This is a genomic window from Winogradskyella sp. HaHa_3_26, assembly GCF_019278425.1.
GTDB classification, from domain to species: Bacteria; Bacteroidota; Bacteroidia; order Flavobacteriales; family Flavobacteriaceae; genus Winogradskyella; species Winogradskyella undariae.
In genome coordinates this window covers 1,701,026-1,719,346 of the sequence record NZ_CP058981.1, presented here as the reverse complement: position 1 = coordinate 1,719,346, position 18,321 = coordinate 1,701,026, and the positions used below count along the sequence as shown (strand labels likewise).

General features: G+C 33.1%; 9 protein-coding genes. 2 read left to right on the top strand and 7 right to left on the bottom strand.

Annotation, left to right across the window (positions count from 1 at the left end; genetic code table 11):
- Positions 1–18: 18 nt before the first annotated feature.
- The 3 genes from H0I32_RS07400 to H0I32_RS07390 all read right to left on the bottom strand — a co-directional run bounded on the left by H0I32_RS07400 (position 19) and on the right by H0I32_RS07390 (position 4,754).
- Complete coding sequence (locus tag H0I32_RS07400) at positions 19–387, bottom strand: hypothetical protein (RefSeq protein ID WP_179312317.1); 369 nt, start codon at positions 385–387, stop codon at positions 19–21.
- Between the two features lie 73 nt (positions 388–460).
- Positions 461–1,900, bottom strand: a complete 1,440-nt coding sequence (locus tag H0I32_RS07395) for a DUF5689 domain-containing protein (protein WP_179312319.1) — start codon at positions 1,898–1,900, stop codon at positions 461–463.
- Between the two features lie 79 nt (positions 1,901–1,979).
- Positions 1,980–4,754, bottom strand: coding sequence for a TonB-dependent receptor (locus H0I32_RS07390; protein ID WP_179312321.1), 2,775 nt, complete (start codon positions 4,752–4,754; stop codon positions 1,980–1,982).
- A gap of 136 nt (positions 4,755–4,890) precedes the next feature.
- Between H0I32_RS07390 and H0I32_RS07385 the strand changes: the two genes are divergently transcribed.
- Positions 4,891–5,952, top strand: a complete 1,062-nt coding sequence (locus tag H0I32_RS07385; protein ID WP_179312323.1) for an endonuclease/exonuclease/phosphatase family protein — start codon at positions 4,891–4,893, stop codon at positions 5,950–5,952.
- A gap of 76 nt (positions 5,953–6,028) precedes the next feature.
- Here H0I32_RS07385 and H0I32_RS07380 read toward each other — a convergent pair whose 3' ends face one another.
- Both H0I32_RS07380 and pbpC read right to left on the bottom strand, forming a co-directional pair.
- A complete protein-coding gene (locus H0I32_RS07380; RefSeq protein ID WP_173587767.1) occupies positions 6,029–6,469 on the bottom strand; it encodes a hypothetical protein in 441 nt (146 codons plus the stop codon).
- A gap of 49 nt (positions 6,470–6,518) precedes the next feature.
- Positions 6,519–8,870, bottom strand: a complete 2,352-nt coding sequence (pbpC, locus tag H0I32_RS07375) for a penicillin-binding protein 1C (protein WP_179312325.1) — start codon at positions 8,868–8,870, stop codon at positions 6,519–6,521.
- Positions 8,871–8,948: 78 nt separating this feature from the next.
- On the opposite strand from pbpC, the gene H0I32_RS07370 reads away from it, so the two are divergent.
- Positions 8,949–11,399, top strand: coding sequence for a T9SS type B sorting domain-containing protein (locus H0I32_RS07370; RefSeq protein WP_179312327.1), 2,451 nt, complete (start codon positions 8,949–8,951; stop codon positions 11,397–11,399).
- A 48-nt stretch (positions 11,400–11,447) separates the two neighbouring features.
- On the opposite strand, the gene H0I32_RS07365 is transcribed toward H0I32_RS07370, so the two are convergent.
- Both H0I32_RS07365 and H0I32_RS07360 read right to left on the bottom strand, forming a co-directional pair.
- Positions 11,448–12,299, bottom strand: a complete 852-nt coding sequence (locus H0I32_RS07365) for an SH3 domain-containing protein (RefSeq protein WP_179312329.1) — start codon at positions 12,297–12,299, stop codon at positions 11,448–11,450.
- Between the two features lie 232 nt (positions 12,300–12,531).
- Entirely contained in the window at positions 12,532–18,105 is a 5,574-nt protein-coding gene (locus H0I32_RS07360) for an Ig-like domain-containing alpha-2-macroglobulin family protein (protein ID WP_179312331.1), read from the bottom strand.
- Positions 18,106–18,321 lie beyond the last annotated feature (216 nt).

The window sequence follows — 18,321 nt, the reverse complement described above, 5'->3', positions numbered from 1 at the left end:
ATTTTAAATAAGACCTTATTAAACTTTAAGTAATATAAGGGCTAGCATAATACAACCAGCAGGTATGATCCATAATAAATATATAGGCATAGTGTTAGGCTTAGCTTTTGCATTAAGAATGGTTCTTTTCTTTCCATTGTAGCGCATCCAATTTTTAGAGATTACGAATAGCGCTATTAAAACAAATAATACCCAAAACTTTGTTGAAGACATTACAGTCATCTTCATTTGTGTGGCAAATGCTTTTAAAAACGCTCCCAAAACAAGGATTATACTAACCTCTAAGGCATTAATATAAAATAAAGCTATAGATATACTTTTTTTACCCAATGCTTTTTTATAGTGGTTAAAAATGGAAATATAGTAAGTGTCAGATAATGCAGCCATTTGAGTAAAGTCTTTAAAAAAATAAAACCTGCTGATTACGTAATCAGCAGGTTTTAAAGATATGTTTATATTCTTAATTAGCCATGATAGAAATATCATCTATTTGGTAAGCTCCATCTAATGCTTCATTGTTTCCAGAACCAACAACTTTGAAGGCAATATGTATTGTACCTGTATAAGATGAAAGATCAATTAAACCAGAATCAACAAATTCATACCAAGAATTATTTTGAGAAGGTAAGTTTGCAGAAAGAGGAATCCAAGTTGCTCCTAATACATCAGTTCCATCAAAGTCACTAGAAACAAAAACTTCTAAAGTGTTTGCATCAGAATCTACATGGTGTTGAGCAGCTTTGAAGTTTAAGAACTCATTAGCTTGAGCGTCCATATCAAATCCAGGTGTAACTAACCAAGCAATGTTACTGTCATTACCAGATCCAAAAGTGCTAAATTCTGTATAGCTATTATCTTGGTAAGTTTTTTCTCTCCATCTCCAAGAACCTGCTTCAGCAAAGTTTGTCCATCCAGTAAAATCTAAATCGGTGTTATTAGTAGCAGTTTCAAAATCTTCAGAAAAAATATTAGTAAAATCAGATGGGTCTAAAGCAGAACATCTATCATTTTCCATATTTACATCATCAACTGTGTTTAATGCTAAAATGTAACTAGTAGCATCATAAGTTTTACTAACTACTGCTTTTATAGTTCCATTTCCTTCTGGTAAAAGGTCTGTTTTATAATCAGCAAAAGAACTTGTTTCTAATAAAAATGTTTCATATCCAAAACCACTACAAGTTTGTAATGTTCTAGATGTGTCATAAACTTCTACAGGATCAAAATAACGTAACCCAGCTAAGTTATCTGCAAACTCTACATTATTTACTTCAACAAACATTCCAACATGGTCATCTGTTACTTCAGAAAAGGTAAGGTTTAATGGAACAATCTCTTCAGATACGTTAGATCTTAATATGTTAGTTGCGATTTGATTAAAGTTTAATGATGTTACGGTACCACCATATTGGTCAAATTCTGGATCTGTACCAATAGTGTAAATACCACTACCTGTTCGCTCTTCACCAATATGAAGGTCTAAAAGTTTAATGTATACTTCTCTACCCTTATTAAATTGGTTATAATTATCTACTTGGTCTAAAATAACCTTCATAGCACTTGTTGGGTTTTCTGCACTATTTTGAATATATAATTCTTTGTAGAAATTACCAGCTTTATCGCTAGAAGAAATGTAACCTTTTATATAGATACTATCTGTAACTTGAAAAGGAATTGCATCGTCATTTTCGTCATCATTATTTGGATCTGAATTATATAATGCTTTAGCGTAACTAAACGGTACTTCATTATAATTATCAATTAAATCTTGAAGATCATAATTTTCGTCGTCTCCTAAGCTAGTTGGTATCGTGTAATCATCATCTTGAACACAAGATGTAATAGCTATTGAAGCTATTAAGACTAACATTAATTTTGAAAATTTAATCGCTTTATTCATAACTTTTTTGTTTATAATTATTGAATCTATGAAATTTACACATTTCATAATTGTGATATTATTTATTAATTTTTCTTTTTTAGAATCTTACGTTAAGGTTAACAAAGTAATTTGCACCACGTCCATACCAATATTTTGACCCAAATCTAGGGTTACCATCAGCATTATCGTCTCTTAACTCTGCGTAATTAGCATTTCTACCTTGTTCAAAACCACCTGTTTTATATACTTCGTCTAAGATATTACCAACACTAGCAAAAAGACTAATGTAGTAATCACCTACTTTCCAAGATTTACCACCAACAAGGTTTACCACCATATAATCGCTGATTTTTTCTTGTTTTAATAATTCGGTAGCTAAATCTTCGTCATAATCGTTTATTGGTAATCCGTCAGAATCTAAGTAGAAATTCTCTGTTCTTGTTAATGCATTAACGTCAATGTAAGCGTTAGAAAAGAAGTTGGCTGTTGCACCAAACCACCAGAAGTTAGGATCTCTATATTCAAAACCAATAGATGCAGCTCTTTGAGGACCCCCAGCTAATTTGTAATCTTTTAAATTTGCTTGACCATAATCAATTGAGCCATCACCAGAACCAAAACTGGCAGAAGTTAAATACAAGTTAGGATTGTTATCATAAGTATATTGACCTATTGAAGCAGCACCTTTTAATTTAATTGTTGGTGTTACTTGTGCTTCAAGACCTAATTCTACTCCTAAATGTTTTTTATCTATACCTTGTAAAACTTCTTGAACAAAGGCAGATGTATCATTGTCCTCTATATCGTTTCCTCCACTTAAACCATCAGCATAGTAGAATCCTACTTCGTTAGCATCTTCTATTTTAGAATAGAATGCTGTAACCTTTGCATTTACAATTGGAGATCTAAAAATATAACTTGCATCGAATGACGTTACTATTTCTTCACTAATGTCTTTTACAACATTATGATTTTCTCTAGAATTAGAGTATGTGTTTCTTAAGTTAGGAGCTCTTGTTAAATAACCACCGTTAACATCAATTAAATGTTTTCCGGAAATTTTATACGTAAATCCTGCTTTTCCACCTGCACCAGTAAAAGAAAGTTCTTCTCCTTTACCATAAGACGATGGTCTTCCGTCAAGTCCATCAAATCTACTATTTTCCCATAAACCTTCTCTTTGGTATGTTGTGTTAGCGATATTACCTGAAACGTAGAAATCAAATTTATTATACTTAAACTGTGCTTGAGCATAACCTGAAATTACTTCAGCAAATAAGTTATAGTTGTATCTGTATTTATCACCTTCACCTACTAAACGACCTGCGTTTCGGTTATCGTATTCAAAACCATCAAAAGAGTCAACGTTTAATAGACCTACACTAGAACCTAATAAGTCGATAACCTCACCGAAGTTTTCAGATTTAAGGTTTTTGTAGTTTACTGCACCATTCAAAATAATATGGTCATTAATTTCAGAAGTAAATATAGAGTTAACTGTTAATTGAGTGTCATCTGCTCTATCTTCGTATAATGCATAAGCAGAGCTAATATCATTGATGTTATTAGTAAGATTGGCATCTATAATACGGTTCCAATCTAATTGACCATCTGCTATAAATTCTTGTTCTGCTAAATAAGCACCTGCAAGATCATCTCTTTGCTCATGATAGCTAGGTAATAATTGGTAGTATGCAGCACTAGGGTTTCCTCCTCCAGAGTAATCTAATCTACTGTTTCCTAATTTACCAAATTGGTAACCTACATTAGTATTTAATTTTGTTTTAGAAGAAATATCCCAGTAATGATTTAACATAAAGATAGGTTCTTCAACTTCTTTAATACGTGAGTTTTTTTGCTCACCATCTAAACTACCCCAGTATTCATTGTATTTAATTCCTTTTAAGTCATAAACCTCCTGAGTGTTAGCTGAAGATTTTCCTCTTCTATTCGGTGTGTAAACAGAAGTAAAGTTAATACTGTGTTTATCGTTTATTTTCTTTTCTACAGAAGCGAAAAATGAGTTAGAATCATATACGGTTCCATCTACAAAACCTTCATCTCCCCATCGTCTACCAAGCATAAGAGCAAAAGACCATCCGTCATCTAGTAATCCAGAAGCGTAACTTGCCATAGCACGATTTGTATAACTTCTATTTGAATTAGAAAAAGTAACTCTACCACCTTTTCTGTAAGAAGACGCTCTTGTTATAATATTAGATGTTCCTAATACACCACCAAAGTTGTATTCAGAAGGTGTAAGACCTGTTGTTAACACTTGGTTACGCATCATGTCGTTTAATCCACCCCAATTACTCCATTGTGGTCTTCCGTTGTAAAGTTTGTTCATTTCAATACCGTTCATTAAAACAGAACCGTTTTCAGAATCTAATCCTCTTACCTTAAAAAATGAAGAACTAAATTCGAATGCTGCTGTTCTCTGAAAAATGTCTAATGAAGAAGATAATAAACCAGAGATGTTATCTGCCCCACTAGTATCATCATTTAATTCATCATCAGATAATGTAATTGTAAACATATCTTGTACATCGGATACATCGATATCTAAAGTCATATCTGTAATATCAACTGTCTGTCCTTTGTTTACGATAATAGGATAGCGTTTAGTCTTATATCCTGTTTTAGAAACTCTTAGAACTTGCTCTCCTAATGGAACATTGCTGGAGAAAGTAAATTCTCCGAAGCCATCAGTTAATGTTGATTTTTGAGTTTCTTCAATAGTTATTGTTACATCTGGAATTGGTTCAGAAGATGTAGCATCTTTTACACTACCTTTTATAATGGTGCTTTGCGCCATCATAGTAAAGGAAGTTAAAACTCCAAAGAGTAAAATAATTAGACTTTTTTTCATAATTAAATTTAAGTTAATAATGTTTGATTATTAAATAATAGTTATTTAAGGCGTGCAAATCTACATTATTTATAATAAATATATACTTTTGGCCCAAGAATTGTAAAGTAATTAATGTTAATTTAATATTCACAAGATGAAAAGTTTGAGGTTCAAATTTATAGCTATACTGTTGTTAGTGTCAGTAAGCATAAGTGCACAAGAAAAAAAGAAATACAAAATACATACCGTAGCTTTCTATAATTTAGAGAATTTATTTGATACTATAAATGACACAACTATATATGATGAAGCCAGTCCTATGATGGAATTGAATGAGTCTCTAAGAGGTGAGGCTTATAAGAAAAAACTTCATAATATGGCAAAAGTAATTGCAGATATAGGTTATGATGACACACATAACTCTCCTGCTGTAATTGGTGTTTCTGAAGTTGAAAACCTTCAGGTCTTGATGGATTTGGTTAATGATCCTCAATTATTAGATAAAGATTACGGTATTGTGCATTTTGATTCTCCTGACAAAAGAGGAATTGACGTCGCATTATTATATCAAAAAGCACTTTTTAAGCCTCTAGAAACGAGTTCTCATGAGTTACTTATATATGACGATTCTACAAGAAAACGTGTATTTACAAGAGATCAATTGTTAGTTAGTGGAGAATTAGAAGGAGACTTAATTCACATCATTGTTAACCACTGGCCATCTCGTAGTGGTGGTGAAGCAAGAAGTAGATTTAAGCGTGTTGCCGCTGGTAAATTGAATAAGCAAATTATTGATTCATTACAAGCTAATGATCCTTATGCTAAAATCATGACTATGGGAGATTTTAATGATAACCCAACAAATGATAGTATGAAAAAAGCTATAAAAACTGAAGCTGACAAAGAAGATGTAAAGCTTAAAGGTGTCTATAATCCTTTTGAGAATCTATATAAAAAACAAGGTTTAGGAACAACAGGTTATAGAGATGCTTGGAGTTTGTTTGATATGATTTTATTTACACAACCTTTATTAGAAAAGGATTATTCTTCTTATAGATTTTATAAAGCTGGTATTTTTAATAAAAGCTATTTAACAAACAAAGAAGGGCGTTACAAAGATTATCCTTTAAGAATGAAAAACGCAGGTCTTTCAGGTGGTTATAGTGATCACTTTCCTGTCTATATTTACTTAATTAAAGAAGATAATAAGAAATAGTCAACTTATTACATTATAAAAAAAGCGTCTAGAAATAATTTCTAGACGCTTTTTTTTATGTGTTATAATTTGAAATTTAAAACCAAATACTCCAAGGTATTTTAGCTAATACTAATACTAAAGCTAGCGTATAAAAAATAGCCAACATTTTAAATTTAGATCTAGATGTCAATTTCTTTTTGTGTTTAGAATAACCGATTGTTAATAAAGCTATCGCAATAAGCATTGTAAGTGGGTGCTCTACAACAAGGTTTCTTAATGCTTTGTTACCCATTAATTTTCCCATTCCACCAACTTGTTCTATTAATGAGAAGTAATCTTTCATAAAAAATAAAACAATTCCAAGTAGCAATTGAATGTGCATTGTTATGAGAGCAAATAGAGATAATCTAAAATCTTTAGCATCAAATTCTTTATCTCCAAAAAATTTAATAAGTGCGTTAAATGTAGCAAGTACTAATACTAAAAGTACTAAATATGCCCATTTTGAATGTATAAATTGAATAGTTCCCATAATGATAAGTTGATTTATTTCTGCAAAAATAGGGATTTACTCATGAAAGTTATTACTCCGAAATCGTAATTCGATGTTTTAATTCATTTCCTAGTTGGTCTGTAACCGTTATAATATGTTCACCAGGACTTGGTAAAATGGCCATATCGTGAATATCCTTTGTGCTTCCTATGTATTGATTATCAATATACCAATAGAGTTCTAACTCTGGTTTAGAAAGGGCTACTTTTAAGATGAGATCGTTTGTTTTTCCATCAAAATCTTTAGGTAAATAAATAGTGCTTTGTTGATTGGGATAAATAAATTCCATAGAAACTCCAGTAGATTCGGCACAATCAGACCGGTATGGAGGTAAGGGTTTGTAAAAAGGGTTTTTAGTCTTGTAATAATAAGCTTGTAAAGGTGGTAATATAAACCACGCTTTGTTAGTGATATTTGAAATGGCTTCGCAAGATGAATTTACTTGATACTGTTCTGAACTATCTAAATGGACTAATTTATGAAATGGACAGGCTTGTGTTTTTTTTCCACTAGCTTGAATGTATCGCATTTCTGTATCATCACAAATAGTAGAAGCTCTATAGCCACTTTTCTTACAGATGCTTACCTCTAGCATTTCGTCATAGGGTTTTGCAAACCAATTGCTCTTTGGTAATAGGTCAAAAACATCAAATAGAATAGGAGCGGCAGTTTGTACACCGACTAAACCGGGTCTTCCTTCTCCATCTGCATTACCAACCCAAACACCAACAACATAATCTTTAGTTGTACCAATTGCCCAAGCATCTCTAAAGCCAAAACTTGTTCCAGTTTTCCAAGCAATCTCTTGAGAAGAGTCGTAATATTCCCAACTTTCATCGCTTTCTGGTCGATTAACTTGTTTCATGCTTTCAAACGTTAAATATACGGAAGCGGCGTCAAAAACATTTTTTTCTTTCGATAATTTACCGAAATCAACATTTTCTTTCGAATCGAAAACGGGTTGTGTGAACTCGTTTGAGTAATATTGACTAGAATTCGCATTAAAATGGTTTAATGTAGAGGCCATGCCGGCATAACTTTTACACAAGTCCCAAAGGTTGCTTTCTGCACCTCCAAGCACAAGAGATAAACCGTAATGATTGGCGTTGTATTTTAAATCTTTAAGTTGAAGTGCTTTTAGGTAATGGTAAAAACGATCGAGTCCAAACTCTTGAAGCATTCTTACTGCTGGTACATTTAATGAACGTGATAAAGCTTCGTTAGCATGTACAGCTCCGTCGTAAGTTTTGTTATAATTTTCGGGTTGATAACTTCCAAACTGAGTTGGTACATCTGCAACTAAAGTATTTGGTAATAAATCGCCAGCATCTAACATTGCTGCATATAAAAAAGGTTTTAAAACACTACCAGTACTTCTTGGTTTATCAATAATATCAACACTATTTTGATGGGCTTTATCCGTTGGAGAATTACCTATATAAGTTAGGACTTCTCTTGTTTTTACATCTAAAACTAAAACTGAAAGATTATGAATTTCGTTTTGTTTTAATAGATTATAATGCTGTTCTACAATAGTATTAGTCTGTTCTTGTAAATTAATATTAATGGTTGTTTTTACGCGTTCACCTCTATTACTTTTAGCTACTTTTTGTAACAAATGGGGTGTGATTTGTGGTAAAGGATATGGTCTTTGTGGTAAACCTTCTGCAATAGATAATTTATAGGTTAGTTCGTCGATCGTTGCGTTGTCATAAAGTTTTTTTAATAATCTATTCCGCTTGTCTAACAATCGCTTCTGATTTTTTCCAGGGTAAATTAAACTAGGGGCATTAGGTAAAACGGCTAAAGTTGCACTTTCGGCCCAAGATAAATTAGAAGCATTTCTATTAAAATAGCGCCATGCTGCAGCATCTATACCAACAACATTTCCTCCAAATGGTGCGTGACTCGCATAGAGGTTTAAAATTTCATCTTTAGACAATCTAAATTCTAATCGTGTGGCAAGAATAAGTTCTTTCAGTTTTTCAAAGTAAGTACGTGATTGTCCTTTTCTAGAGAGTCTAATAACTTGCTGCGTTATAGTACTTCCTCCTCGTTTTACAGATCCTGAGTTTAAATTTTGTTTAAGAGCTTTAAATATTGAAACAGGATTAAAACCAGGATGTTTGTAGAAGTATTCGTCTTCAAATTGAAGAATACAAATTTTGAATTTATCAGGAACACTATCATTAGCAGGAAAACGCCATTGGCCATCTTCTGCAATTAATGCGCCTAATAATTCATTAGATCGACTTGTAATAATGGTTGCTGTCGGATCTTTAAATAATTGGTGGGGTAAACAAAAATAATAAGCAATTAAAAGTAATGTCACCACTACAGATTTGATTCTATTTCGCTTTAAAAAATTAATTAACCTATACATAGACTATACAAAAGCTGATTTGCCAAACTTCTGCTTAAAATTTAAGATTATTAGACAAATATATCTATATATTTAAACGTGAGAAATTCATTATTAGACTTAAAGTTACTTGTATTTATTAGTATTTCTTTATTATTTTCAAAAGAAATGCATGGGCAATTAGGATTCTGTCAAGGGAACTCTGGAGATCCTATCTTTTCTGAAACCTTTGGTTCGGGAACAGATTATGGACCTGGCTTACCCACAGGCACTACGACGTATACATTTGTTAATACTACAGGACCACAAGATGGTGAGTATACCATTTCTCAAAACACATTTTCTTATGGGTGGAATTTACCTAGTGATCACACAGGAGACGTTAATGGAAAGGCGCTCATTGTCAATGCAAGTTTTACAACAGGTGAATTTTATAACATAGCAGTTAGCGGTTTGTGCGAAAACACAACGTATGAATTTTCTTCTTGGTTGATAAATATCTTACCGAGCTCGGGTTGCGGTGGAAACGGGATACCTGTTAATGTTGAATTTCAGATTTGGGATGATACAAATACCAGCCTTTTAGCGAATGGTAATACTGGGGATATTTATGGATCCGCTACTCCGAATTGGGAACAATATGGTTTAGTGTTTCAAACGCTGCCTGGTCAAACTTCTGTTATCTTAAAAATTATTAATAACGGAGCCGGTGGTTGTGGTAATGATTTGGCCATAGACGATATTATCTTTAAAAGTTGTGGGGACTTAATTGCAACAGAAGATAATGGCACTGGAAACTCTATTGAGATGTGTAGTACTCAGGCTCCTTTTTCAGATACCATTACGGCTATTCCTGATAATACTGTTTTTAGTACTCATTTTTACCAATGGCAAGTGAGTAATGATGGAGTGAACTGGACTGACCTTGCAGGTGAAATAAATGCTTCTATAGGTGTCTCAGGAATTACGACAACAACTTATTACCGAGCTAAAGTTGCAGAATATGCTGCAAATTTGAATAATTCAGACTGCTTAACGTTTTCTGACGTTTATGAAATTGTAATAAATCAAGCTCCACCACCCCCAATAATGGCATGCTGGGAAACGGCAACATTTGATGATTCGTCGTGTAGTTGGACGGTTGTAGGAACACAGCCTGTTGAACCCGTAGGTTTGGAGTGTTGGGAATCTACATTTTTTAATACAAATACCTGTACTTGGGAAATAAATGGAACGCAGCCTATTCAACCCACTTTAGAATGTTGGGAAATAGCAACTTTTAATGATATAACGTGTACATGGGATATTTTAGGTACGCAACCAGTACAACCAAATATTGAATGTTGGGAAACAGCAACCTTTAATTCTACAACATGTGTTTGGGATGTTTCAGGGACACAACCAGTACAACCGGCTTTAGAATGTTGGGAAACAGCAACTTTTAATGATATTACGTGTTCATGGGATGTTTCGGGTGCGCAACCTGTTCAACCTACTTTAGAATGTTGGGAAACTACAATATTTAATACTACAACATGTACTTGGGATATTTCAGGAATACAACCAGCACAACCCACTTTAGAATGTTGGGAAATAGCAACTTTCAATGATATTACGTGTTCATGGGATGTTTCAGGTACGCAACCTGTTCAACCTACTTTAGAATGTTGGGAAACTACAATATTCAATACTATAACATGTACTTGGGATATTTCCGGAATACAACCAGTACAACCAGATTTAGAATGTTGGGAAATAGCAACTTTTAATGATATTACGTGTTCATGGGATGTTTCGGGTGCGCAACCAGCTCAACCCACTTTAGAATGTTGGGAAACTACAATATTTAATACCACCACATGTAGTTGGGATATAGTTGGAGCTCAACCAATAGAATTTATTGAAGAATTCTTGAGTTTCTGTGATGGAAATGAGGTTGTAATGCAAGCAGATTCAGATATCGTTAATCCAACCTATCAATGGAGTTCAGGTGAGGTTACTGAATTCAAAACCGTTGACGTTGCTGGGACTTATGAAGTTTTAATTACGGATGGGTGCTTTACAATTGAAAAAACGATTTATGTAGAACAAATACCAACTCCAAATATAGAAAGCATTGCGTCTGATGGCAGCTCAATAATTGTAAATATGTCTAATTCTGGAGATTTTGAATATTCATTAGATGGTATTTCATTTCAATTTAGTTCTATATTTTCTAATATGGATGCTGGTTCTTATACCATTTATGTGAAAGCTTTTGATTGTGATGTTATCATAGTAATGAATTATTTTCACTTTTTTATACAAAAATTTATAACACCAAATGGTGATGGTCAGAATGATTTCTTTGCTTTAAATTTGGTTCCGTATTTTAGAACGTCAGAAGTTTATATTTTTGACCGATACGGTAAGTTATTATTCTCATCTATTAATAGAAACGTGTTTTGGGATGGTACATTTAATAATGAAGATTTACCGACTTCAGATTATTGGTACCGAATTGTTTTAGATGGAGAAGAATTTGTTGGACACTTTGGTTTGAAACGTTAAAATACAATCCTGGCAGGTTTTAAAACTTACCAGGATGAATTTTTCAAATTAACAACCTTTAGGTATTTCAAATTCAATAACTTTTTCTGTAATATTATTTTCAGAATCGGTAATGATGAATTTTAAAAACATGCGGTTAGTGGCTAAACCAACAGGATTAGTTTTAAGATTATCTGTGTTGGTTATTTCGGTTAACCATGCTTCACCACATTGATCTATAATATCTGTTTTTAATTCTTCGATAGCTGAGGTTACAAACTTTTTCCAGTCATTTTCGGTATAAGTTAAAGTCTGAAATGTATTAGATGTTAATTGTTTTAAAGGTTTCCATTCCGAATCAAATTGCGTCCAATCTTTAACATCGCAAGGTGTGTTTGTATCTATAAAAGCGATACTATTCTCGTAACGTTGAAAAATACTTACATGTTTATAGTCGTTATCTACCAACACAATTTTTTTGCCTTCGGGCGAAGCGCCTAGATCAACACTAATTTTAGCAGAGTCTAACTGTTTTAAATTGTAGTTTCTTTTATAGTCTTTAGTGGCTAGATTCTTTAATTCGACATTCAACGCGTTAAAATCAAACCTTATCGTTTTAGAAATCTTAGTTGGTGATAAATACCCATTAAATACATAACCGATATGGTTTCTTGTTTCCACTTTTACCCATTCTCCACTTACCTTTTTTCCGCTATCGAGAATAACGAGTTTGTGTTCTGTTTTTTCTAATATTCCTATGGCTTCACCATAAGATAGTTTACTCAATAATTTTCCGTCTACGTCTGGTTGATCTCTAAGAGATAATCCGCTTTCTGCGGCTACATAAGCATTTTGTTGTGCTGTTACGAATGCTACACTCAGTAACATTACAATCGCTAAAATCTGTTTTGTGATTTTCATAATTTTGTGATTTAAGATTAAACATTTGTTTTAGCGGTTTTGTTTTTTAGCATGCTTGCCTTCCGGACGGCGAGTTTTTAATTTATGTATGGTTTTTTATGGTGAAGTCTTTTTCGAGTGAATTTGAAGCGCTTCAAATTTGTGTCGAGAAACAGATATATTTACAAATGTTCTCGATACAATTCTGATAAAAGATCAGAATCACTCGAATTGACGTTAAGTTAATTTTTCTTTATTTTTCAACAGTAATCCACTGTCCTTTATTTCTTACTAAATAATCATTATCGTACATCGCCTCAGCTTGTGTACCTGGTAAATAATAGGTTCCTAAGTAAGATGCGTTTAACATAACAGAGAATGTTTTAGTGCCATATCTTCCTTTTGCATTCATATCAAAATAGAAGTTTACACGATCATCTCTAATGTCTGTATATCTAGCCTGACTTACGGTTGTATCTCCAAAATCTGTAAATCGTGTATTTACAATATCCCAACCAGAAGGGAAAATTTGGGTTAGAGCAACATCATTAACAAAATCACTTGTTAGGTTAGAAATGCTAACTGTAGCGACAAAATCTTGACCTTGTTGTAATTTTGTTACATCAATAGTATTGCCTTGTAAATCTTTATAAGTCGTTGAAATGGTAAAGCCACGTTGCTCTGCTAATTCTTCGCCTAATTTTAATTTCCCAGAGTTAATCACTCTCACATAGACTAAGTTATTTTTAGCATTGTTTATAGCAATTCCGTTGCTTCCGTCTTTAATAGAAACTGTACGTTGTGCAATAGCATTTTTAGTTTCTATAGTTTCTGATTTACCATTAATAGTATAGCTTAATTTTAAATCTTTTCCGCCATTTTTAATAACCATTTTCCCCATAGCTAATAAACTATAAGCCGTGGTTTGTGTGCTCATCCATTGGTTGCTAGATAAATCTTTAGCGATAGATTTTGCTAAATCTCTAGCTTTAGGATTACCGGTAATAATCATAGTTTCTAAAGCCATAGCTCTATTTCTATCTACAGAACCATAAGTATAATAGTTAGATTTAGGGGGGTGAAAATCGATATTAGCCGATTTTGAAATGGCATCACTCGCTTCCTTTTGTCCTGCTAAAGCATAAGCGGCAGCTAAACGCCATTTTGCTTCGTTAGAAATTTCATCAAACTCACGCAACCTATTCATGCTTGCTAAATCTGCACTACCTGCTAAAGCCAACGTGTATAAACGGTAGGCTTGTGCTAAATCAGAATGGTAAACCTTATAACTTGGTCTCCAATCTCTAGCCGCTTGCTTTTGGTACGCAATCCAGTTGCTTTTAAAAGTTAACGGTAATACGAATCCTTTTTTCTCTGCTTCAATCATAAAATGACCTGAGTAACTTGTTCCCCAGTCATTGGCCGAACTTTCTCCCATCCAATAACTCATTCCTCCGCTAGGTTGTTGAAAATTACCCAAGCGCTTAATGCCTTTTTCTATGTTTTGCTGTACTTCTTTTTTCTTTTGAGTCGTTAAATCAAAGATATCACCCAAGAATAATTGAGGGAATACACTAGAGGTTGTTTGCTCTAAACAGCCGTGTGGATAACGAACCAAGTATTGTAACCTACCTGTAAAATCCATTGGTGGTAAGGTTGAGAATTCTACGGTTGCAGAATTTGTTCCTGTAACTCCAAAAGTGGTAATATCTATATTTTGTTTGCCATTAGCTTCTAGTTCATAATCCATAACACGAGACGTATACGGATTAGGATTTTCTACATCAATCTCTACTTTGTACGTTGATTTTTCACCATTTCCTGTCGCGATCACTTCCACGGTGTTTACACCTTTTGCTTTGGTAACATCTAATTCAAAATACACCATTTTTTCATCTGGTTTATCAAATTTTAGAGATTGCGTAGCGCTTCCTTTTACCGTAATTCCATCACTTAATTTTAAAGATAGTTTTACATTTTTTACTTTATTTTCCATGGCAAAAACAGTCACAGGAAGGGTTACTTTTTCACCTGGACTTAATTTACGTGGCAAAGTTGCTAATACCATTAGTGGTTTTCTAACCGGAACTGATTTTTCAGCACTTCCGTAAGCTTCAGTTGTATTGTTACCAGCAATAACCATAGTACGAACAGCTCCTATATAATTTGGCATTTTAAGTTGGTGTATTTTGGTTTGCCCTTTGTCTAAAAGAAAAGGTCCTAAATAGGTAACTACAGGTTTAAAACGATTTGCTTTTTTGTTTTTTCCGCCAGCTGCGCTTCCATCACCACCAATAGCAAATACCTGATCAATACTACCTGAATAAGCACCAATAACATCGTCGAAAATATCCCAAGTTTTTACACCTAATGCTTCACGGGCATAAAAACTATCCCAAGCATTTGGGGTTTTAAAACGCGTTAAATCTAGTAAGCCTTCTTCAACAACTGCAATAGTATACGTCATGGCTTTGTCATTTTTTTCAGAAACTTCTATTTTATAAGATTGCTCTGGTTGAATAACATCTGGCATGTTTATTACAGGCTCTAATTTTGTTGCTGGATTTTCTACCATCACCGGAATTACACCGTATAAACGAATTGGTAAATCGTTAGACGTAATGGCATGTGGTTGCAATAATGAAATATTGATAAATACGTTTGGTGCCATTTCTGGTGTTACCGGAATATCAACAGTAGTCTCTCCAGTGGTTGTTTTTACCCATTGATGTTGCAATACTTCTGAACCATTTTCTATACTTACCAATGCTCTTCCTTCAGAACCTGAAGGGAATGTTAATTTAGCCGTTTCACCAACATTATATTTTTCTTTATCTGTTGAAAACACTAACATTTTAGCAGCTTCTTTATCACTAGAAGGGTTTGTAGACCACCAGTTTTTATAGAAGTAAGCCGTTCTACCTGTTGCATGTCCGCTTACAGGGTCTACAACTCTAATTAAATAACGCCCGCGTTCTTCTTCAGGAATCTTAAGGTTAAAATGACCTTTACCGTTTGCGTCTGTATTTATAGAAAATGTTTGAACAGGTCTGTGGTAACTGCTAGATATGTAGCTCGATAAGTTATCGTAAGAAGAATTCCACCACCAGCGCCATTCAATTTTATAAACCTTTACTTCAACATTTTCTCTTTGTACAGGTTTGCCTTCAGCTGTTACAGTTGCTACATCAAACTTTTGATTTTCATCTGTAAAAAATGAACCATAACTATTTCCTTTTGGTGATTGCAGACCAACAAAACTTTGATAAGGTGCATAAGGCATGGTGAAAGCATCTAGTGAAAAATCACCTCCATTTTCAAAAGCTCTAACTAAAAACTGAGCCGTTAGCATCCCTGGTGCGTTTCTACCAATATTTAGTCTAGAGTTAATTGTTGCATTACCTTCTTCGTCTAAATTACCTTCGAAAACATTAGTTTCTTCAGAATCAAACGTTCGTGTAGGGTCGTTAAAAACATAATTTTTATAGCCTTTAAAACTTGTTGAAGTCGATGCGAATTTCACTTTAACTTCAGCTTTTAAGTTTTTTGCAGGTGCACCATGTAACCAAGTCACGTTTAAGTCACCTTGAAGTGGTTGGTTATTGTTTAAAATCTCGTTTTCGAAATCTATTTTTATTTTAAGTCGGTTTGGTTTTACAGTTTCAATTTTTAAACTTTTTGAAAATGTAGCACCACCAACAGAAACCTTTGCATTATAGTTTCCGGTTTTGTAATCGGTTGAGGTTGGAACTATAAAATCATAGAAATGATTGAGGTTGTCTATAGAGATTTTTCTGTAAACTAATTTTCCAACAGGATCTGTGATTTCTAATTTTACAGGATGACGTTTTGGTAATTTATTGGCGTTGTCATTCAGCATAAAAGTTAAAAATAAGCTATCACCAGGTCTCCAAACACCACGTTCTCCATAGATGTAACCTTTTAATCCGCGTTGAAGTCTGTTTCCTGAAACATCAAATTTACTTAGGGATAGAGAATTTCCATCTTCTAGTTTTATGTAGCTTACACTTTTACCTTTGATTGCTATGGCAAATGCAGCTTTGTTTTTAGCATCAATTTTTAAGATTCCTTGGTCGTCTGTGGTTCCTTTTGCTAACTCTTGTTGTTGGTAATTGTATAAAGTGATTTTTGTTCCACTTTCTGGCTTTGTGTTTAAAATATTAGTTACTGCAAAGAAGTAATTATTGTCTGTGCCCTGTTTGGCAATTATACCAAGATTAGAACTAATGATATTTTGAGATACAGTATGGCCTTCATAGTTGTAGTAAGAATTTGTACAAGGGTTTTCTCTATCTCTCCATCTGTAATCTGTGTTTTTATAGCTGTAACTTAAATTATCCCAATAGCGTTCTTCTAATTGATCTTCTTCGGCTTCTGATAAATCTTGTGGAGCATAATAATCGTCATCATAATAGTCGTCGTAATAATCGTCTTCTTCAATATTAGTTGTAGTAGCATTTGAGTCACAATTATATAAAGAATAGTCCTTTTTAAAGCTCAACTCTACTCTGTAGATAGCTCCAGGATCTGATGTAAGATATTTAGATAAATCAATGCTGTAAGCTTTCCATTTTCCTGTGTTTTGGCTTTCGTCTTGAATTAATGTTATGGTTTCTTTCGCAATACGTCGTCCTACTTTTTTAATTGAATATTGATTAGTGTTATCAATATTGTTGTCTTGTAAAAACTGAAGTACGTTATCTTCAAATATTTTAATAATCCTAACATCTACTTTGCTTAAACTAACAGCTTCAAAATTGAATTTTAAGTTATCTGAATTTGGAAGAATTGTTCCGTTACTGATTAATCTTACTTGAGGTTTTAATTCTTCAAAAGTTAAGATTTCAGAATAAGGATTCTTTAATTTAAAACCATCTGTACTTTTGATACCTTTAAATACTTCAACTCTAATATCTCCAGTTAATTTAGTATTCGGGTAAACCTTTAATACGTTTCCGTCTACAATATATTTTGGATTTCTAACGCCTTGAATAGATACTAATCCTGAAAAATTTTGTTGCTTTAATAAAGGGTCTGAAAAATTTAGAGATAAGAATTGTTCTGGACTCTGAATGATATCAGTATTAACGATTGTAAAATTATTTTTGCCAGGAATTGTTATAGAATTTTCACCTTTGTTTTCTGCTTTTATAGCTTTTCCATCCCATTGTACATCAATTTTGCTGTCTTCTAATAATCTATTGATACTGTCAATTTTAAACTCAAAGAATTTTGAACTTGTATTGGCTTCATTCCATACTAATTTTAAAGATTTATTGGTTTGCGAAGCAGATACCAATTGTTTAGCTTTTTCTAAAGAAATAATATCGGCAGAGCGCAGTTGGGCATGTAGATATTGCCACGCTTTACTGTACGATTGTAAATTTTGTGTGGTAATATTAAAACTTGGAGTTATGGTTTTAAACTGAAAGGTATAACCTTCAAATTCTGATGGTATATTTTGATAGATATCACTTAAATCTACGTTTACGGTATATTCTGTTGCTGATTCTAAATTTTCATCTGGAGTAAAAAGAAGCGTATGATTGTTCATTGCTTTTAATTCTCCTTGAACGTGAGGTGTTATTTTTACCAATTCTGAAGGTAAAGTTTTATCAATTTCCCATCCGCTAACGGTGTCTGATAAACTAATTTTTATTGGGTCAGTAACAGAAACTAAACCAGAGGTTGTGTAGCTAATGTAATCTCTAAACTTAAAAATATTATCAGTTTCTACAGTTTTGTCTTTACAAGAAAACGCAAAAGCTAAAATAAAAAGTAGGATGAGGTGTTTTTTGATGTTCATGATGTGTATAATTAAAATCTTGGCTAGATAAAGGTAAGTTTATTCTTGTTAAATAAGTACGCTAATTTTTTAGTATTTGGACTTGTTGTTTTTGTTAAATTGGTCTTAAAGTTTGTCTTTATATTTAAATGAGTTAATCAAATCGAAATTGTTTTATTATACAATTTTGTTTTTTTTATTAAACGAGACAAGCAATTTTATCAATTTAATTGCACT

Coding starts and splice junctions, on each gene's coding strand:
- H0I32_RS07400 (WP_179312317.1), bottom strand. CDS start 387: ATGGCTGCATTATCTGACACTTACTATATTTCCATTTTTAACCACTAT.
- H0I32_RS07395 (WP_179312319.1), bottom strand. CDS start 1,900: ATGAATAAAGCGATTAAATTTTCAAAATTAATGTTAGTCTTAATAGCT.
- H0I32_RS07390 (WP_179312321.1), bottom strand. CDS start 4,754: ATGAAAAAAAGTCTAATTATTTTACTCTTTGGAGTTTTAACTTCCTTT.
- H0I32_RS07385 (WP_179312323.1), top strand. CDS start 4,891: ATGAAAAGTTTGAGGTTCAAATTTATAGCTATACTGTTGTTAGTGTCA.
- pbpC (WP_179312325.1), bottom strand. CDS start 8,870: ATGTATAGGTTAATTAATTTTTTAAAGCGAAATAGAATCAAATCTGTA.
- H0I32_RS07365 (WP_179312329.1), bottom strand. CDS start 12,299: ATGAAAATCACAAAACAGATTTTAGCGATTGTAATGTTACTGAGTGTA.
- H0I32_RS07360 (WP_179312331.1), bottom strand. CDS start 18,105: ATGAACATCAAAAAACACCTCATCCTACTTTTTATTTTAGCTTTTGCG.